Origin of the sequence: Streptomyces sp. URMC 126, assembly GCF_051386555.1 — a bacterium.
GTDB lineage: Bacteria > Actinomycetota > Actinomycetes > Streptomycetales > Streptomycetaceae > Streptomyces.
Genome location: NZ_JBPQTX010000002.1, coordinates 1 through 19762, shown reverse-complemented (window position 1 = coordinate 19762; position 19762 = coordinate 1). Strand labels below are relative to the sequence as shown.

The window sequence follows — 19762 nt, the reverse complement described above, 5'->3', positions numbered from 1 at the left end:
TACAACAAGAAAAGAGTGCCGCTCGGACACCAACCAGCGGGCTTCCGGGGCGATTTCGGGCCGAGCGCGGCCACCGAGTCGCCGGCGGCCACCGGTGGTTCCCCCTGTCCGCCCATCTCAGGACCGGAGGCGCGGAGCGGCGACGCTCAACCCGCGCGAGAAGTCGGGCAACAACCCTCCCTCGCGTTGCAGTTCGCACTCGCCGCCCGGTTTCCCGCTCACCTTCCGAACCGGCTCGGCGTGACCGGTACCCGGTCCCGCACATCACTTCCGCCTCCCCCCGGCTCGATGACCGCCGGCAACCCGGCCTGCTGGTCGGCGGGATGGACACGGTGGACGGCGAGGCTCCGCGCCACCAGGAGGTCGGCGAGCCGCCGCACGCTCTGCCGAGTGGTGCCGGTCAGCCGGGCAACGCCCGACACGGACTGCGGGACGGCCCTCACCGCGTCCACGACCCGCCACGGGGCGGCGCTCAGTTCGAAGGGCTGCGCCACATGGCCGAGCAGAGCGTTGAACCCGCCGTCGGGACGGAGTGCGACCAAGGCGGAGCGGCCCGGAACGTCGACGGCGCTCGTACCACCGCAGGCATCCTCATCGGGTATCGCGACACGCACCACGGCCGGCCCCCTTCACCGGACTTCGACACGGGGCGCCCGTCCATCAGGCTGCGTCTCCCGGCCACGCGTTGCTGCACCGTACAGGTGACCCGCACCGATGTCCATGTGCTGCCCATGAGGGGAATGTGCGGTACCGCTTCTTGATGACACCCCCCGAACGCCGATCCCGAACCGGTCAGCCACAGTTCACCGGCCGGCCCGGCAGGCGCTACTCGACCAGTTGTCGGGGCGGGAGGCTGGAGGTAGGTGTCGGACGCGGGCTCTACGAACGTATCGAATGGGCCGCGCTCAACGGCATCATGGGCATCGTCTGGATTCTGCCGGTATCGGCGCTCAAGGATCGCTTTGAGCTCTACGGGCCGGCAACCGTAAGCACCCCGCGAGGCGGGGTCTGGCACACCCTTCTCGCCGTCGGAGCACGCGTTGATCGAACTCAACTCCGATCAACGAGGTCTCCCCAGTGCCACGACGGCCGAGCCGGCCACCGCCCCGCTCCGGTGAGCGACCTCCCAACTCGCATAATCCGTAACCGGTCGCCCCCGACCACGGGCTATGCACAGGACTCAGGCCGCCTGCCCACTGGGACGATACGGAGCTTACTCATGGGAACCTTGATCGCCTCTCCTTCGACGCTGTCCCAGAGCACGACCGTCCCGCCTGAATCACCCATCTGCAGGTAGGGGCGCACCGGCACCAACTCGCCGCCGTCGACGGGGACATCGGAGACTTTTCCAATGGGGTGCACACACACCCACTCCGGTTTGATACCGAAGTATGCAGAAGGAGTATTCCCTTTCTTCGCTTCCGCCACAGCCTTGGAGCCTGCCCTGCCCGCAGAAACAAGGCCCAGATCACCCATGCCGTAAGCCAGTAGGCACAAGCCGAGGGCCAAGACGACGAGAGTGACGTACCAACGGTCCTTTACATACAAGTGGAAATGCTTGAGGTATCCGAGCAATGCCAGAGCAACCAGCTCCAGACTCATACATGCCGCCAGCTTGGACGAAGCAAGAAATTCCCAAAACTTGGGTATCTCCACATCCTCTGAGTTCAAGCCAAAGGCATCGAGGTAGAAGGCGTGCAACCCAAGCCCCAGCGACGGAAGAAAGCCCAACCCGATCGGAAGAAGTGCGGGAAGCAACCACGAGGCAGTGCGTTGCCAACTCCACTGGCGTACCAGCATCCTGATGCCGTTGCACAACAGTCCGGCCACGGCAAGGTAGAAGATAGCGCGCGAGCCGTATCCGGCAATGGGCGCAGTACGGGCCAGCTGTGCCCCCAAGGCGGCCGCGCCCAAGGTCAGACCACCGCTCACCAAGAGGCACTTCGCACGCGGCATGCCCGGAGCGGCATGGGTCACTGCTTTCGCCAGAGCGAAAGCGATCACCACACCCATCCCGGCGAGCCATGCCCACGATGCGAATCCGTGGGCATACCGGTCGGCAAGTCGAGCTCCAACCCACACGGCAACCATCACCAGCAGGGTCAGCCACGACATCCGCCTGTTGAATTCACGGCGCCGCCCATAGGAGTTCACCCCACGCGGCGTCGCACCCATCGGCCCGCGCACGGATATCCGCCCGGGTGGTGTCACCGTTCCCGGCAGATGTCGCACAGCGAGGTGCTGTGCGGAGAGCGCCGAGGATGCAGTGATCAAACGCCCTGTGTCACGGACCCCCAGCTTCTCTGCTTGCCAAAGCCTCCATCGGTCCGCCAACCGCCGCCGCCAAGGCAGCGAAGTAGTCAACGGATGGACGTTCGGCCGTTCGTACGCAGACCAATGCGGCCGGTTCACGGGATCCCGGTCGACGCGATCGACCACTCCGACGTTGAGCTCCAGCACCAACTTGTCGGAGAGGGCTTCGATCCGCTCACGCGCTCCCCTGACCGCATTGATGCGGCTGCCGGGAAAACGTACCTCGATGACGTACCAGGAATGACCTTCCGCGACACCGGAAGGGAGGGCACCGCGCCTCTCCAGGATCTTCCATCCCTGATCCGTCAGAGCACGTTCGAACTCCTCGTGCTCACACCCCGTCCCCCGCAATTCGATCAGTGCCACCGCCCGCTGATCGAACCTTGGCATCGTGGACACGCTCCCGCCTCCCTCTCGCCCTCCACGCACTCCCGACGCACATCACGCGTCACCACGCCGATGAGATGACATCGTTGCAGGGGGACTGACATCGCAGATGAGTCGACCACCGCCGGACCCACACGGCGGCGAGGGCCCCCGGCCGTCGCTACCGAACCGTTCCGTCCGCGTCGCCCGGAGTGACGAGGCCCGTCTCGTAGGCGAGGACGACGGCCTGGGCTCGGTCGCGCAGGGTGAGTTTGGCGAGGATCCGGGCCACATGGGTCTTCACCGTCGCCTCACTGAGGGTCAGGGTCCTTGCGGGTTCGCCGTTGGACAGGGCTCGGCCCACGAGTGTCAGCACCTCGTGTCGTGGAGGTCCACGCCGATTCGGGCCCGTTCGGCGTCGACCGCCGTCCGTGCGGCGCTCTCCCGCTCACGCTCCAGCAGCCGACCGCGCTCCTCCAGCGCCGACCGGTGGCACCGCCGCGCCCGGGCGAGGGCCACGCCCAGCCAGCCCGCGGCAGCACACGCCACCGCCAGCGCCACGATCGGCCATCCCACCCCTGAACTCCCCACTCCGCCACCCTCGCGTTCCCGCCCCACGATCCGCATCAGCCCCGGGGTCCGACCCTCCAGGGATTATGCCGCCCAGAGCCTTGATGTCGCCGTATTCCTTGTATACGCCGACGAGCCGCACGACGACCTGCTGCGGACTGCCGGGATCATGAATCATGGCACGAACTCAGGCTCGGGGGGACGGGGTGGCGTCACACCCCGGGTGTAACCGTACGAGCTCGTCATCCCGGGGATGTACGGGATGGCAGGCGAGCAGATGCAGCCGCCCAGGCCGGCGTCTTGGCGGCGGTGTCGACCCCGCCGCCAAAGAAGATGACGGCCTGATCGATGATCTCGTCGCCGGGCCGCTGCGGGGTGTCTCCCCGCTCGGCAGCGTATGCGTCCAGCAGGTCGCCGCGATCGGCCGTATCCCCCTGGCCGGTCGGCGACGATGTCTCGCAAGGTCGCCCGCAACCGGCTCCCCGCCCGGTGTTGGCGCCGATTGCCTGGCGTGGGGAGCCGGTTCAGCGCCCGCAGTGTGATCACTCTCCGATAGATCACGCGCACCAGGGTGCGCAGATCACTGACCGCCCACCGAACCGTCGGGCGGCAACGAGCCGGGGAACATGGTCACCATCAAGCTGTTGATGGTCAGGGCCAGCATCTCGTCCTGGACGTCCAGGAACTGTCCCTAAGGCTGCCTGGGCCGTCATGACGTCGGCGTAACCGTTGAGACGGCCGTGATGGAAGGCGGGCTGGGCGAGCCGTCGCCGCCGCCGGTGCTCGGCATACGGGCACGTCGCCAGCCCGTCGCCGACCAACTCCCTGATCCGGTCGTACGCCACTCCGCCCTTGTCGAACATGCGGTCCTCGACCAGCACCTGGCGGCGACGCCCCCCTGCCACGCGTGTGAGTGCACGTGCCGGCAGGCGGCTGTATGTGTCGGCTTATACCGGTGTGGGCTTGCCACGACGCACGGGAGGGGTACCGGACCTTCGGCGTCGTCAATCCGCACGAGGACGGGATCTCACTCGACACGTTCGTCGGGCGGCCGGCGGCAGCGGCATTCACTGCTCCCCCTGCCGCACGCCTCCGCGCAGCCGCAGGAGCCCCTGCCCGGCTCGGCTCTACCGGCGGAACGCTTCCGCGCGGCAGTGCGGGCAGCCGCACTCACCGAGGAGAACGACATCGCGCATCTGCCGCAGGACCTGATCACCAAGTACGTGGCGGACCTTCGGGCACGGCATCTGCTGTGACCGATCCCATGGGAGGCCGTGGGTGGTCACTGACGAGCCGCGGTCGGCGGCCGGGCCGTGACGTGAACCCTGAGGTGGCGTCAGCTCGGCAGCGAACGGCGGATGGTTCCGGCTGCCCTCAGGCGTGGACTGTGGTGGCGGGCCGCTCGGCCGTGGACAGCCGTTGCGAGCGACGGGCAAGGATGATGGTGACGGCGGGGAAGAGCACGTCGCAGACCAGGACCCCGCCGCCGTTGCCCGGAGCGTGGTTGCCGTTGGCGAACCACTGGTACACGTGGCCGATCACCGCGCCCCAGAGGAACATTCCGGCGCCGAGACCGACAGTGATGCGCTCACGGGCCGTGGCCGAGGGCGAGGCGGCGCGAAAGCCCATGACCGCGAGCCCGAGGTTGGCGAAGGCAATCTCGAACTCGAACGGGCTTCGATTGAAGCCGATCGTGGCGGCCATTCCGTCCGGGATGGTGACGAACGCGATCGTGAGCCACAGGCTCCCGCAGCCGAGGGCGGCGACGGCCCACCACCGCTGCCAGGTTTCCAATGCCGCTTGGCGGGAGGGGCTGCGCCGGGTGCGCATCAGCGCACCGACCGTCGCTACGAGCACCCAGACCAGAGGTAACGCGGACCGCACCGCATAGGAGATCTCACTCATGACCATAAGTCTTGCATGGTTAATATTAACCAGGCAAGACTCTGGTACGCTCGCCGCATGGACGACGGGCTCGCTGACTTGCTGCATCGCGTGGTGTTCCTGCTCGGGGAGGCCGCGCGGCAGCGCGGCGACGGCTCCGCCGGCCTGAGCTACAGCCAGATGCGATTGCTGGGGACGTTGGAGGACCTGCAGCCGGTGACTCAGCACCGCCTGGCACAGGCGCTGTCGGTATCCGACCCGGCGATCAGCCGGGCCCTGCGCCCGCTGGAGGCAGCCGGGCTCGTCGAGGTCCGCCCCGATCCCGACCACGGACGGCGACGACTGGTCGGCATCACCGACGCCGGCCGCGAAGCCTTTCACGAAAGCGGGAAACCGCTCTACGACGAGTTGCGCAACGCCCTGCTCGAGGCCGGTTTCCCTTACGAGCGGTACCTGTCCGACACCGTCCGGCTGGTACGGATCCTGGAGAAGTGAACCGGCGGGCGGATCCGATGGGATTCGCGCCGCGGCGCCCCCTCGGATCGCGCGGGCCCGGGTGATGCGGTCGGGACGGATTGCCGTCTGCCATCGGTGAACAGCGTCCCGAGGGGGCGCAACGGTCATTACCGTCCCGTCACATGACGACGATCACAACTCGTACGGTCGAATACCCGGCCGACAACCTGACGATGATCGGACACCTCGCGCTCCCGGCCGGTGCCGAGCGCCGGCCTGCCGTACTGGTCGGACCCGAGGGGGTCGGGCTCAGCGATGTGGAGCGACGCCGGGCCGAGGCGCTGGCCGAGCTGGGGTATGTGGCGCTCGCTTTCGACCTCCACGGTGGGCGCTATCTGGACGACCCGGACGAAATGTTGGCCCGCTGCATGCCGCTGCTTGCCGACCCCAACCGGATGCGGGGAATCGGTCACGCCGCGCTCGACGTGTTGCGTGCCGAACCACGGACGGACCCCGACCGGATCGCCGCCGTCGGCTACGGCACCGGGGGCGCGGTCGCACTGGAACTCGGCCGTGCCGGCGTAGACTTGCGCGCGATCGGGACAGTCAACGGATTGATCACGGGCCGACCGGGTGAGGCGGCACGCATTCGCTGCCCGGTGTGGGCCGGCGTCGGATCGGAAGACCCGATCATGACGCCCGCCCAACGGGACGCGTTTACCGAGGAGATGCGGGCCGCGGGCGTCGACTGGCGCCTCACGGTCTACGGAGGGGCCCTTCACGCCTTCCACCACCCGCCGGTCGACCACACCGTGCGTCCCGGCGTCGGCTACCACCCCCGGCACGCACAGCGAGCCTGGCATGACATCGTCGCCCTGCTCGCCGAGTGCCTGCCCGTCACGGATTGATCCGATCGGCTCCTGATACTCACTCCTGCCCGCCGGCGTGGTCTCCGCCCGGCTCCGATGCGTCCGGGTCGCGTAGCGGGCGCGGGGCATCGGCGGCCGGAGGGGGAGGGAAGGCGGTGAAGCTCACTGAGGGGCGGGGTCCTGGCTAGTCAGCCGTTGGACTGGCCCCGGCTTACGAGCGTCAGCACCTCGCGCTCCCGCGGTGTCAGGGCGGCCAGGTCGCGGTGGACGGCGACCGGGGCTGTGGGCTCAGGGGCCGGGCGGCGGAGTCGGCGTCGCCGCGACGACCGGCTCCCGGGCCGCTCGCGTGTGACGCGGTCGTTCCGCTGGGGCGTGGCGCGGTTCAGGAGGAACGGGGTGTCCCAGGACGGCACCCTGGGACATCGCGTTTCCGCACGTCACCCCGTGGGACGTCCCACGTCTTCCCGTTCCCGCCGCCGTCGCTGGTACCGGCCGGGCCGGCGGGGGACAGTCGTTGCCGTGCCGGGCGTCACGGCCCGGACGACAACGGAGGGAACAGAACCATGAGCGTACGCAGGAGTGCCGCCCTGGCGGCGACGACCCTGATGCTGGGCGGCGGCCTCGCGATGGCGCCCGCCGTCCAGGCGGCCCCGGCCTCCGCGGGCTCCACCGCCGCCGCACAGAGGTGCTGGCAGGACAGCATCACCGTGCCGTCCGACCGTGGCGCGGTGGCCTACTGGGAGTGCCGGCGCAAGGTCGGCAGCACGTGGCAGTCCAGCGTCCAGATCTGGGTCTACGACAAGAAGTCGGACGGCAAGTGCGTCTACGGCGACGTGAAGATCGGTAGCTGGCGGAAGACGTACAAGGCCTGTCCGAAGGGCAACAACGTGAACGGGGCCCGCACCGGCTGGCACAACGGCTACGACGCCCAGGTGACCATGTCGATCCGCTGACGCCACGCCCGTACGCCGGCGGCGGCCCGCACCCCGCTCGGGGGTGCGGCCGTCGCCGGTGCCACGGGCCGGGCCCCGCACGAGGCCGGCGAACCTCCACGCGAGGCCGGCGAACGCGGGGGATTTCGAGGGGGATCGGCCGCCAGGACCCACGGGCGGCCGGTCCCCACAGGCGATTCCGCGGCCGGTGTCCGCCACGGGCTCGTCCAGGGAGGTGCGGCGCAGGCACCAGTGGGTGCCGTCGATGAGCGCGACGGGCCCTGGACGCGCGGGCGGTGGCCGGCGAAGGCCCGGCTCCGGGGCCCAGCAGGCCAACTCGCGGTAGCTCCACGTCCCGCCGCCTGCCGCCCTTCTCCACCACCACCGCCATCCGGTCGGGGTGCCGTCAGGCCAGGGCCGCGTCGGCCCTGTGCACCGGCGGAGGAGCGTCGTCACCGACGGCTCGGGCGGAGGGCACGGCGTGCGCCGCCGAAACGATCATGTGCACAGGCAAGCGAACGGCGCGGCGGCGCCTCCGCCCCGCGTCAGTCGAACGACGCGATGTCGTCACGCGACGGCCTCGGGGGCTGACCACACCGTAGAACCCGCCGGCCGGCGGTCGCCCGACGACACGTTGCCTGACGCCTCGGGGTACCGCCACGTAATCTCTCCCCAATGGGCGCGGAAACTCGGCCAATTCCCGCCGCGTCATGGAGCGCAAGAGAGCCCCGAGCGACAGAGCGCGCCCCATACCCGGCCTCCGTGGCGGTGGCGGCGCCTTTCGGCGGGAAACGCCCGGCGCGCGTATCTCCCGTAACGGCCTCTTTCCTTCGCGGCGCACCCGGTGTCGGCCGGAAGTGTGCGGCGGATGTCCGCGCCGGACGGAATTGCCGCAGGGTAAACGCCCTGCCCGTGCGCCCGGTTCCTGGGCGGAAGCGTTCGCGCATTTCAAGCATGGCGGGCCATAGCGGCCGGTTTGTGTGCCGCGTGCGGTGGTTGTGCGGTGGTTCCGTGACCGGAGGAAGCTTTCACCATACCCAGGCCGCCGGACCCTCACTATTGCCCTTTTGGGCAATGATCGTTCTTTGCCGAGATGATGCTGGCGAAAAAGAGGGAGAGATGTTTTGCTTGCTCCGGCTCACCGGCCGGGGGCCAGTGCGCCGCCAACTGGCCCCGTGTGGCAGCACCTGGTGCCGACGGCCGTTCGCGTCCCCGCATCCGATCAGGACAGAGGAGATTCCGAAATGGCTGAGGTACACCTCGCGGCGGGCACTCTGGAGTACGAGGACACCGGTGGCGACGGGCCCGTGGTGGTCCTGCTGCACGGTGTCGCGATGGACGGCTCCCTGTGGCGCCACGTGGTGGCGGATCTGCGCGGGGAATTCCGGTGCGTGGTACCGACATTGCCGCTCGGCGGGCATCGCCGGCCCATGAAGGAGGACGCCGACCTGTCCATCCCCGGCGTGGCCGGGATCGTCGCGGACTTCCTCGACGAACTGGACCTGCGCGACGTGACCCTGGTGATGAGCGACTGGGGCGGGGGCCAGGCGCTGGTCGCGCTGGGCCGGGACGAGCGGATCGGACGTCTCGTCATCACGTCGTGCGAGGCGTTCGACAACTTCCCGCCCGGGCTGCCCGGTTCGAATTTGTTCACCTCGGCGAAGATGCCCGGCGGCCTCAACTTCGCCTTCAAGCTCCTGAAGATGAAGCCGATGCGGCGGCTGCCGATGACCTGGGGCTGGATGAGCAAGCGGCCGGTCCCGCACGAGGTGATGAACGGTTGGTTCGAGCCGCTGTGGACCAACCCCGAGATCCGCCGTGACCTGCGGAAGTACGTCCTCGGAGTGCCGCCCAAGGAGGAGCTGCTGTCCTGGGCCGAGAAGCTGCGCGACTTCGACCGCCCGGCGCTGGTGGTGTGGGCCGCCGAGGACAAGGTGATGCCGCCGGAGCACGGACGGAAACTCGCGGAGCTGCTGCCGCAGGGCGAGCTGGTGGAGCTCGACGACTGCTACACGCTCATTCCCGAGGACCAGCCGGCGCGGCTCTCCGCGTACATCCGGTCGTTCCTCCTCACGGGCAAGGCCGTCGGCTAGCCGCCGTCCGTACGGCGGGATCCTCACCCGGCCGCCCTCCGCTCCGGAGGCGGCCACCCGGTGCTCGGAGTGACACCGCCCGTTTCAGCGGATGGCGCTGCCCCTCCTTCGGCGGGCGGCGAGAAGCCGGACGGGCCGGCGTCCACATCACGCCACAGCCGTAGGTACACGGACACCGGCGGACGCGGGGCGGGGACGCGTGGTCCGACCGGGAAGACAGGGGCGCGAGAGCCGACCGCGCGAGGCGCCGGTACGGGGCCGCGAGCGCTGGAACGCCGGGCCACCGGATTATCGGGCCACCGGGTTATCGGGCTACCCGAAACGCGAAGCCACGGGCCGCCCGGGACTACCGAAATCCACGCACACGATACGCACACGCACACGCACACAAATCCGTGGATCCCGGGACCAGGAATCCACGGAACCGGCGAACCGGCGAACCGAGCAGCCGGAAAAGCAGGGCGCACGGAACGACAGGGGGACGTGATGGCTGAAGCGATGGGCGCGACGGATCCGGCGGGCGACGCGGCCGGGCCGGGGGACGGGCGGCGGCGGCCCACTCCCCTGACGGACCGGCTGGCCGCCCTGCCGCCGGAAGCCCGGTACGCGGTCCTGCTGGAACTGGTCCGGGAGAAGACCGCCGAGTTGCTGGGCACGGACCCTCACGACATCTCCCCCGACCTCGCCTACCGCGACTTCGGCTACAACTCCCTGGCCGCGCTGGAGCTGACGGGCAATCTCGCCGCGGCCACCGGCCTCGACCTGCCGCTGACAGTGCTGTTCGACCATCCGTCGCCCGCCGCCGTGGCCGCGCACCTGCTGGCGTCCCTGGGGTGGGGGCCGGAGGCGGAAGCCGTCCCCGAAACCCCGGCGGACCCGTCCGCCGGCTCCGGTCCCGACGACCCCGTCGCCGTCGTCGGCATGGCCTGCCGCTACCCGGGCGGCATCGCCTCCCCCGCCGACCTGTGGGACGCCGTGGCCGCCGGGCGGGACCTGGTGTCGGGCTTCCCCGCCGACCGCGGCTGGGACCTCGACCGCCTCTTCTCCGACGATCCGGAGCGCCCCGGAACCTGTTACGCCCGCGCCGGCGGCTTCCTCGACCCGGTGGCCGACTTCGACGCGGACTTCTTCGGCGTCTCGCGCCGCGAGGCGCTGGCGATGGACCCGCAGCAGCGGCTGCTCCTGCACACGGTCTGGGAGGCCCTGGAGCACGCGGGGATCGATCCCGGCACCTTGCGGAAGTCGCCGACGGGCGTCTTCGTCGGCAGCAGCGGCCAGGACTACGAGCAGGTGGCCCGTTCGGGGCCGCACGAGCTGGAGGGCTACTGGGGCATCGGTTCCGCCGGCAGCGTGCTCTCCGGCCGGGTGGCCTACGTCTTCGGCTTCGAGGGCCCGGCGCTCACCGTCGACACGGCCTGTTCCTCGTCCCTGGTGAGCGTGCACCTGGCGGCCCGGGCGCTGCGGGCCGGCGAGTGCTCGCTCGCGCTCGCCGGCGGGGTCGCCGTGATGGCGACGCCCAAGGTGTTCACCGAGTTCAGCCGGCAGCGGGCGCTGTCCCCGGACGGCCGGTGCCGCTCGTACGCGGAGGCGGCCGACGGTACGGGGTGGGCGGAGGGCGTCGGCGTCCTGGTCCTGGAGCGGCTGAGCGAGGCGCGGCGGCGCGGCCACCGGGTGCTGGCGCTCCTGCCCGGTTCCGCCGTCAACCAGGACGGCGCCAGCAACGGCCTGACGGCGCCGAGCGGCGCCGCGCAGCAGCGGGTCGTGGGGCAGGCGCTGGCGGCGGCCGGGCTCCGCCCGGGGGACGTCGACGCGGTGGAGGGCCACGGCACGGGTACGACGCTCGGCGACCCGATCGAGATCGACTCGCTGGCGGCGGTGTTCGGCGGTGACCGGCCCGCCGGGCGGCCGCTGCGGCTGGGTTCGCTGAAGTCCAACATCGGCCACAGCCAGGCGGCGGCGGGCGTCGGCGGCCTGATCAAGATGATCATGGCGTTGCGGCACGGGGTGCTGCCCAGGACCCTGCACGTCGACCGCCCCACACCGAAGGCGGACTGGTCGAGCGGCGCCGTGTCCCTGCTGCGGGAGCCGGTGCCGTGGCCGCGGGGCGAGCGGATCCGCCGGGCCGGGGTGTCGGCGTTCGGGGTCGGCGGCACGAACGCGCACGTCCTGGTGGAGGAGGCACCGGCCGACGACGCGAAGGAGGCGCCCGCGGGCGACGCGAAGGGGGCGCCCGCGGGCGACGTGGGAGCGGCGGCGCCCGCCGACGGCCCGGAGCCCGCGCCGGACGCCGCCGCTCCCCCGGCCGTCCCCTGGCTGCTCTCCGCCAAGTCCCCCGCCGCGCTGCGCGACCAGGCGCGCCGGCTGTACACCCACCTCACGACCCGCCCGGATACGGATACCGCCCCCGCCGACGTCGGGGCCGCACTCGCCCTCACCCGCGCCCACTTCGACCACCGGGCCGCCGTCACGGGCACGTCGCGCGCCGAACTACTGGACGGAATAGCTGGGTTGGCGCGCGGCGAGGCGACGGAGGGTACGGCGGTGGGCCGGGCCGGCACCGGCGGCAAGGTCGTCTTCGTCTTCCCCGGGCAGGGCTCCCAATGGCTCGGCATGAGCCGCGAACTCGCCTCCAGGGAGCCCGTGTTCGCCGATGAACTGCGCGCCTGCGCGGAGGCGCTCGCGCCGCACGTCGCGTGGTCCCTCGACGAGGTGCTGCGTGGCGCGCCGGGCGCTCCCTCGCTCGACCGCGTGGACGTCGTCCAGCCGGCCCTGTTCGCCGTGATGGCCGCGCTCGCCGCGCTCTGGCGGCGGTACGGGGTGCGGCCGGACGCGGTCGTCGGGCACTCGCAGGGCGAGATCGCCGCCGCGTACGTCGCCGGGGGGCTGTCGCTGGAGGACGCGGCCCGCGTGGTGGCGCTGCGGAGCCGGGCCATCGCCGCGACCATGGCCGGGCGCGGCGGGATGGCGTCGGTGACGGCGCCCCCGGAGCGGCTGCTGCCGCTGCTCGGCCGCTGGGACGGGCACCTCTCGGTGGCCGCCGTGAACGGACCGTCCTCCCTCACCGTCTCCGGCGATCCCCGCGCCCTGGACGAGCTCCTCGCCCGCTGCGCCGAGGAGGGCTTCTGGGCCCGGCGCGTCCCCGTCGACTACGCGTCGCACTCCGCGCAGGCCGAGGCCGTGGAGGAGGAGCTCGCCGAGGTCCTCGCGCCGCTCGCGCCCCGCTCCGGAACCGTCGCCTTCCATTCGACGGTCACGGCGGGGCTGTTCGACACGGCGGGGCTCGACGCGGGCTACTGGTACCGGAACCTGCGGCGGACGGTCCGCTTCGACGAGGTCGTCCGAGGTCTCCTGGACACCGGTCACACCACGTTCGTCGAGGTGAGCCCGCACCCCATCCTCACGGTCGCGCTGGAACAGACGGTGGAGGCGGCGGGCGCGCCGGCGGCCGTCCTCGCCACCTCCCGGCGGGACGGCGAGGCGGCGGCCTTCACCGCCGCCCTCGCGGCGGCGCACGTGCACGGCGCGCCGGTCGCGTGGGACGCCGTGTTCGACGCGGGCGCCGCCCGGCGGGCGGAACTCCCCACGTACGCCTTCCAGTCGGAGCGGTACTGGGCCGCGCCCCGGCCCACCGAGCGGGACGCCGACGGCGCGGGCCGACGCCCGACGGGCCATCCGCTGCTCACCTGGGTCACCGAACTGGCCTACACCGAGGGCCGGTTGCTCGGCGGACGCATATCCCGGGACGCGCACCCGTGGCTGGACGATCACGCGGTGCACGACACCGTCCTGGTCCCCGGCACGGCGTTCGTGGACATGGCGGCGCTGGCGGCCGGCCGGGCCGGCTGCGACACGGTGGCCGAACTGACCCTGGAGAAGCCGCTGGCCCTCGCGGCGGGGGCGGCGTTCGACCTCCAAGCGGTGGTGGGCGCGCCGGACGAACGGGGTGCCCGGCCCGTCTCCGTCCACGCGCGTCCCGCCGGGGCGGCGGACGGCGAGGAGTGGACGCGGCACGCGACCGGCTTCCTCACGGCGGCGGCGCCACCGGACACGCCCCCGCCACCGGCCGCCTGGCCTCCGCCCGGTGCCACGCCCGTGTCCCTCGACGGCCTCTACGACCGGCTCGCCGACCGCGGTTTCGGCTACGGCCCGGCCTTCCGGGGGCTGCGCGCGGCCTGGCGGCAGGGGGACGACCTCCTGGCGGAGGTGGACACCACGGAGGACGCGGACGGCTTCGGGATCCACCCGGCGCTGCTGGACGCGGCGTTCCACGCCCGGCTCCCCGAGACGGCGGGAACGGGCACGGCCGACGCGGCGGACACGGACGGCGTCGCGGGCACGGACGACAGGTCGTACAAGGAAGGCGCGTCGTACGAGGGAGGCGCGCCCGGCAAGGCAGATACGTTCGGCGGGGACGACGCGTCGGCGCCCGTCTGGCTGCCGTTCGTCTGGTCCGGCGTCCGCATCGCCCGCCCGGGCGCCACTCGGCTCCGGGTGACGCTGACCGGACTCGGCGAGGGCGTGGCCCGGATGTCGGCCACCGACGAGACGGGGGCTCCGGTCGTCTCCGTCGCGTCGGTGACGGCCCGTCCGGTGTCAGCGGCGGCGCTGGCGTCGGTACGTCCGGCGGCGGACGCGCTGTTCCGCCTCGCGTGGCAGCCGGTCGCCGCGCCGGAACGCCCCGACGGAACGGGCGCGGTACGCGGCGCGGACGTCGCGGTGGCCGCTCCGGAACACCCCGGCGCAACGGGCGCCGCACCCGCTACAGACGTCGAGGTGGCCACAACGGAACGCCCGAACACCCCCGGCGCGAACGTCAAGACCGCCGCTGCGGAACACCCTGACGCAACGGGCGCCACACCCGCTACAGACGGCGCGGTGGCCACGCCGGAACGCCCGGACACCCCCGGCGCCGACGTCAAGGCCGCCGCTCCGGAACACCCTGACGCAACGGACACGGCACTCGACGCGAACGTCGAGGTGACCAAAACGGAACGCCCCGGCGCACCACTTCACCCCGACGGCGACGCGCCCACAACAAAACACCCCAATGCAACATGCACAACACTCGCCACGAACAGCAAGGCGACGCCCCCAACAGAGCCCCCCAGCGCCCCCACCGCAGTGCTGAGCGCCGACGGCAAGGCCCCCGCCTACGCGGCCGGCCTCCCCGTGTACCCGGACGTGGCCGCGCTCGCCGCGGCGGCCACGGCGGTCCCCGAGACCGTCCTCGTACCGGTGCCCGCCCCGCGCGGCGCGGACGCGGACGAGGTCCGGGCGGTCGCGCACCGTACTCTCGCGCTGCTCCAGGCGTGGCTCGCGGACGAGCGCCTCGCCGGTTCCCGGCTCGTCCTCGTCACCCGCGGGGCCGTCGCCGTCGCGGCGGACGAGGCCGTCCGGCCGGGCCTGGCCCCGCTCTGGGGCCTGGTCCGCTCCGCGCAGGCCGAACACCCCGGGCGGTTCGCGCTCGTCGACCTCGACGACGCCGACCACCGGCGGCTCCCCCTGGCGCTCCTCGGCGAGGAGCCGCAGCTCGCCGTGCGCGGCGGCACCGCGTACGCGCCGCGCGTCGTGCGGGCCGGTGCCGCCGGGGAGCCGCTGCCGTTCGATCCCGACGGCACCGTGCTGGTCACCGGTGGCACCGGGGGCATCGGCGCCCTGGTGGCCCGGCACCTGGTCGTGGAGCACGGTGCCCGGCACCTGCTGCTGGCCGGACGCCGCGGGACGGCGGCCGAGGGCGTCGCCGAACTGGTCGCGGAGCTCCGCTCGTCGGGCGCCGAGGTCACCGTGGCCGCCTGTGACGTGACCGACCGGGCGGCCGTGGCCGGCCTGCTGGCCTCGGTGCCGCCGGAGCACCCGCTCACGTCCGTCGTCCACTCGGCGGGCGTGCTCGACGACGGGCTCGTCGAGGCGCTCACGCCCGAGCGCCTCGACGGCGTCCTGCGGCCCAAGACCGATGCCGTCCTCCATCTGCACGAGCTCACGGCGGGCGCCCCGCTCCGGTCGTTCGTCCTCTTCTCCTCCGTGGCGGGCACCGTCGGCGGCCCCGGTCAGGGGAACTACGCCGCGGCCAACACGTTCCTCGACGCCTTCGCCCACTGGCGGCGGGCGCGGGGGCTGCCCGCCGTCTCCCTCGCCTGGGGGCTGTGGGAGGAGACGAGCGCCATGACACGGCACCTGGCGGGCGAGGGGGTGGCCCGGCTCGGCAGGTCGGGGCTGGCCCCGCTGGCGACCGGCGAGGCGCTGCGCCTCTTCGACGCGGCGCACGGCACCGGTGACGCGCTGCTGCTGCCCGCCCGGTTCGACGCGGCCGCCCTGCGCGCCCAGGGCCGCGACGGCATGCTCCCCGCACCGCTCCGCGCCCTGGCCCCCGCCCCGGCGGGCGCGGCGGACAAGGCGGGGACGGCCGACAGGGCGGGGACGGCCGGCGCCACCCTGCCCGCCCGGCTCGCGGCGGCGCCCGCGGAGGAGCGCGACGCGCTCGTCGCGGCCGTCGTCACCGCCGAGGTCGCGGCGCTCCTCGGGCACGAGGACGCCTCGACGGTCGACGCGGAACGGCCGTTCAAGGAGCTGGGCCTGGACTCGCTCGGCGCCGTGCGGCTCCGCAACCGGCTGAGCCGCGTCACCGGCCTCTCCCTCCCGTCCACCCTCGTCTTCGGCCATCCGACGGTCCCCGCCCTCGCCGCCCGGCTGCGCGCCCTGCTGGAGGAGCGCGCCGCCCCGGACGAGCCGGGCTCCGGCACGTCCGCCGTCCTGGCGGACCTCGACCGGCTCGCCGCCCTGCTGCCGTCCGTCCCGCCGTCCGAGGCGGACGCGGTGGGCGCCCGGCTGCGCGCGCTGCTCGCCGCGGTGGAGCGCCCGGACCCCGGGGACGGTGACGGGCGGCGGATCGAGGACGCCACCGCCGACGAGCTCTTCGACCTCATCGACCGCGACCTGGGGGTGGCCTGAGCCATGCCGGACGACGACAAGACACTCCGGTACCTCAAGCGCGTGGCGGCCGAACTGCAGAGCACCCGCGAGCGGCTGCGCCGGGCGGAGGCCCGGACCACCGAACCCGTGGCGGTCGTCGGGATGGCGTGCCGCTACCCGGGCGGCATCACCTCCGCCGACGGGCTGTGGGAGGCCGTGGCCGCCGGGCGGGACGTCGTCGGGCCGTTCCCGGACGACCGGGGCTGGGACCTCGACGGCCTCTTCGACGACGACCCCGACCGCCCGGGCACCACCTACACCCGGGCCGGCGGCTTCCTGGAGGGGGCGACGGAGTTCGACGCCGGGTTCTTCGGCATCGGCCCCACCGAGGCCCGGGCCATGGACCCCCAGCAACGGCTGCTCCTGCAGACCGTCTGGGAGTGCCTGGAGGACGCCGGCATCGACCCGGGCACCCTGCGCGGCTCCCGTACCGGCGTGTTCGTGGGGACGGCCGGACAGGACTACGCGCACCTCGCCCGCTCCGGGCCGAGCGACCTGGAGGGCTACTGGGGCATCGGCTCGGCGGGCAGCGTCCTGTCGGGGCGCGTCTCGTACGTGCTGGGTTTCGAGGGCCCGGCCCTCACCATCGACACGGCGTGCTCGTCGTCGCTGGTCGGCGTGCACCTCGCGGCGCAGGCGCTGCGGCAGGGCGAGTGCGCGCTCGCCCTCGTCGGCGGTGTGACGGTGATGTCCACGCCGGGCGTCTTCACGGAGTTCGGCCGGCAGCGCGCGCTGTCGCCGGACGGCCGGTGCCGGGCCTACGCGGCGGCGGCGAACGGCACGGGCTGGAGCGAGGGGGTCGGCGTCGTCCTGCTGGAGCGGCTGTCCGAGGCCCGGCGCAACGGCCGTCGCGTCCTCGCCGTCCTGCGGGGTTCCGCCGTCAACCAGGACGGCGCGAGCAACGGCCTCACCGCGCCCAACGGCACGTCCCAGCAGCACGTCATCGGTCAGGCGCTGGCCGCCGCCGGGCTGCGCCCCGCCGACGTCGACGCCGTCGAGGGGCACGGCACCGGCACCACGCTCGGCGACCCCATCGAGATCGACGCGCTGAACGCCGTCTACGGCCGCGAGCGCGACGGCCGGCCGCCGCTGCGGCTGGGCTCGCTCAAGTCCAACCTGGGGCACACGCAGGCCGCGGCGGGGGTCGGCGGTCTCATCAAGACGGTCCAGGCGTTGCGGCACGAGGTGCTGCCCCGCACCCTGCACGTGGACCGGCCGACGCCGAAGGCCGACTGGTCGGGGGGCGGCCTCGCGCTGCTGACGGAGGACGTGCCCTGGCCCCGGGGGGAGCGGGTCCGGCGGGCCGGCGTCTCCTCGTTCGGCATCAGCGGCAGCAACGCCCACGTCATCGTCGAGGAGGCGCCCGCCGGCACGGACGGCGAGAACACGGGCCGTCCCGCCGAACTCCCGGCCGTCCCCTGGCTGTTCTCCGCCAAGTCGCCCGCCGCCCTCCGCGACCAGGCTCGGCGGCTCCACGCCCACCTGGCCGCCCGTCCCGACGCCACTCCGGCCGACGCCGGCGCCGCGCTCGCCCGGACCCGGGCCCGCTTCGAGCACCGGGCGGCCGTCGTGGGCGGCGGGCGGGACGAACTGCTCGCCGGGCTCGCGGCTTTCGCCGCGGGCGAGCTGCCCGCGAACGGCGTCCGGGGCGTGGCCGGGCGGGCGGGCCGGACGGCGTTCCTCTTCTCCGGCCAGGGCTCCCAGCGGGCCGGCGCCGGACGTGAACTAGCCGCCGCCTACCCGGCGTTCGCGGAGGCCCTGGACGCGGTCTGCGCCGAGCTGGACCGGCACCTGGACCGGCCGCTGCGTCCGGTGATGTCCGCGGCCGAGGGGACGCCCGAGGCGGCCCTCCTGCACCACACCGCGTACACCCAGCCCGCCTTGTTCGCCCTGGAGACCGCCCTCTACCGGCTCGTCGAGTCCTGGGGGTTCACCCCCGACTTCCTGCTGGGCCACTCGGTCGGCGAACTGACCGCCGCGCACGTCGCCGGGGTGCTGTCGCTGGCCGACGCGAGCGCCCTGGTGGCCGCGCGCGGCGCGCTGATGCAGTCGCTGCCGGAGGGCGGCGCGATGACGGCGGTGGAGGCGTCGGAGGACGAGGTCCGCGAAAGCCTGGCGGCGTACGAGGAGTTGGCGGTGGCGGCGGTCAACGGGCCGCGCTCCGTCGTGGTGTCCGGTGCCGTCGGCGCCCTCGCCGCCTGGGAGTCCCCGTGGCGGGAGCGGGGCCGGCGCACCACCCGGCTGCGGGTGAGCCACGCCTTCCACTCGCCGCTGACGCGGCCCGTGCTCGGCCGGCTCGCGGAGGTGGCACGGGGTCTGGAGTTCCGGCCGCCCCGGATCCCGGTGGTATCCGACGTGACCGGCGCCCTCGCCGGGGAAGAACTCACCGACCCGGACTACTGGGTGCGGCACGCCGAGCGGCCGGTCCGCTTCCACGACGGCGTCCGCGCCCTGGAGGCGGCGGGCGCGACCGCCTTCCTGGAGCTCGGCCCCGGCGGGGTGCTCACGGGCATGGCGCGGGACTGCCTCGGCGCCCCGTCCTCCGCCGTCCTCGCCGCCACCCTGGACGGACGCGCACCCGAGCCCGTCTCCCTCGTCACCGCCCTCACCGAGCTGCACGCGCACGGCACGGGCGGCGATGTCGCGGGCCTCTTCCCGCCCGGGGCGGGCCGCGGAGTGAGCCTGCCCACCTACCCGTTCCAGCCGCGCCGGTACTGGGTCGACGTCCGGTGGACGGCGCCCGGGCAGCGGCCCGCGGCGGCCCCTGAGGAACCGGCGGACGCCGCCCCTCCGGAGGCCCCACGGGACGTCCTCGGCATCGTCCTGACGCAGACCGCCCGCGTTCTCGGGTACGACGAGGGCACCGCCGTGGACCCGGACCGCACACTGCCGGAGCTCGGCGTCGACTCGCTCGGGGCCGTCCGGCTGCAACGCGCCCTCTCCGCCGCCACCGGGCTCGACCTGCCGGTGACGCTCCTGGTCGACCACCCCACCCCCCGGGCGGTCGCGGACCACCTGCGACCGCTGACCGAAGCGCCCACGCCCCCGCCCCCGGCACCCGCGCCGACCGCCGAGGCCACCACACCGGAGCCCCGGACCGCCGCGCCGGCCGCCGCCTCGGGGCCCGGGACCACCGCGCCCGAGCCGGGAGGCGCCGGGCGGGGCCCCGCCACCACACTCCTCCTGAACGCCCACGCACGCGGGGAACTGCCGCTGGTCGTCACGGAATTGCGCCGGGCCGCCACCGAACTCCCCGCGTTCACCTCGCCTGACAAATCCCCCGACGAATCCCCCGACAGAACCCCCGACG

10 protein-coding genes and 1 pseudogene are annotated in these 19762 nt (G+C 73.1%); 6 read left to right on the top strand and 5 right to left on the bottom strand.

What is annotated here, in order from left to right:
- Positions 1-218: 218 nt before the first annotated feature.
- The 5 genes and pseudogenes from ACSNOK_RS00585 to ACSNOK_RS00565 all read right to left on the bottom strand — a co-directional run bounded on the left by ACSNOK_RS00585 (position 219) and on the right by ACSNOK_RS00565 (position 5154).
- Positions 219-617 (bottom strand): MarR family transcriptional regulator, encoded by a 399-nt coding sequence (locus tag ACSNOK_RS00585; RefSeq protein ID WP_436778521.1) that lies wholly within the window; start codon positions 615-617, stop codon positions 219-221.
- Positions 618-1167: 550 nt separating this feature from the next.
- Positions 1168-2712, bottom strand: coding sequence for a hypothetical protein (locus ACSNOK_RS00580; protein ID WP_436778520.1), 1545 nt, complete (start codon positions 2710-2712; stop codon positions 1168-1170).
- A gap of 148 nt (positions 2713-2860) precedes the next feature.
- Positions 2861-3070: pseudogene (locus ACSNOK_RS00575) on the bottom strand (response regulator transcription factor); the annotation flags it as partial.
- Positions 3049-3255, bottom strand: coding sequence for a hypothetical protein (locus ACSNOK_RS00570; protein ID WP_436778519.1), 207 nt, complete (start codon positions 3253-3255; stop codon positions 3049-3051). The pseudogene ACSNOK_RS00575 and the gene ACSNOK_RS00570, both read right to left, overlap by 22 nt.
- Before the next feature lie 1368 nt (positions 3256-4623).
- Positions 4624-5154, bottom strand: a complete 531-nt coding sequence (locus ACSNOK_RS00565) for a DUF6790 family protein (protein ID WP_436778518.1) — start codon at positions 5152-5154, stop codon at positions 4624-4626.
- A 57-nt stretch (positions 5155-5211) separates the two neighbouring features.
- Between ACSNOK_RS00565 and ACSNOK_RS00560 the strand changes: the two genes are divergently transcribed.
- The 6 genes from ACSNOK_RS00560 to ACSNOK_RS00535 all read left to right on the top strand — a co-directional run.
- On the top strand, positions 5212-5628 hold the full coding sequence (locus ACSNOK_RS00560; RefSeq protein WP_436778517.1) for a MarR family winged helix-turn-helix transcriptional regulator: 417 nt from the start codon (positions 5212-5214) through the stop codon (positions 5626-5628).
- A 143-nt stretch (positions 5629-5771) separates the two neighbouring features.
- Entirely contained in the window at positions 5772-6497 is a 726-nt protein-coding gene (locus tag ACSNOK_RS00555) for a dienelactone hydrolase family protein (protein WP_436778516.1), read from the top strand.
- Between the two features lie 524 nt (positions 6498-7021).
- Positions 7022-7411 carry a hypothetical protein gene (locus ACSNOK_RS00550; RefSeq protein ID WP_436778515.1) on the top strand — a complete coding sequence of 130 codons (390 nt, stop codon included), beginning with the start codon at positions 7022-7024 and terminating at the stop codon, positions 7409-7411.
- A gap of 1223 nt (positions 7412-8634) precedes the next feature.
- Positions 8635-9483, top strand: coding sequence for an alpha/beta fold hydrolase (locus tag ACSNOK_RS00545; RefSeq protein WP_436778514.1), 849 nt, complete (start codon positions 8635-8637; stop codon positions 9481-9483).
- A gap of 486 nt (positions 9484-9969) precedes the next feature.
- Complete coding sequence (locus tag ACSNOK_RS00540) at positions 9970-16431, top strand: SDR family NAD(P)-dependent oxidoreductase (RefSeq protein ID WP_436778513.1); 6462 nt, start codon at positions 9970-9972, stop codon at positions 16429-16431.
- Between the two features lie 3 nt (positions 16432-16434).
- On the top strand, positions 16435-19762 hold a 3328-nt coding region (locus ACSNOK_RS00535), incomplete at its 3' end, for a type I polyketide synthase (RefSeq protein WP_436778512.1).

Bases quoted from the DNA above. Each gene is read 5' to 3' on its own strand.
- ACSNOK_RS00545 (WP_436778514.1), top strand. From the start codon at position 8,635: ATGGCTGAGGTACACCTCGCGGCGGGCACTCTGGAGTACGAGGACACC.
- ACSNOK_RS00555 (WP_436778516.1), top strand. From the start codon at position 5,772: ATGACGACGATCACAACTCGTACGGTCGAATACCCGGCCGACAACCTG.
- ACSNOK_RS00560 (WP_436778517.1), top strand. From the start codon at position 5,212: ATGGACGACGGGCTCGCTGACTTGCTGCATCGCGTGGTGTTCCTGCTC.
- ACSNOK_RS00550 (WP_436778515.1), top strand. From the start codon at position 7,022: ATGAGCGTACGCAGGAGTGCCGCCCTGGCGGCGACGACCCTGATGCTG.
- ACSNOK_RS00540 (WP_436778513.1), top strand. From the start codon at position 9,970: ATGGCTGAAGCGATGGGCGCGACGGATCCGGCGGGCGACGCGGCCGGG.
- ACSNOK_RS00565 (WP_436778518.1), bottom strand. From the start codon at position 5,154: ATGAGTGAGATCTCCTATGCGGTGCGGTCCGCGTTACCTCTGGTCTGG.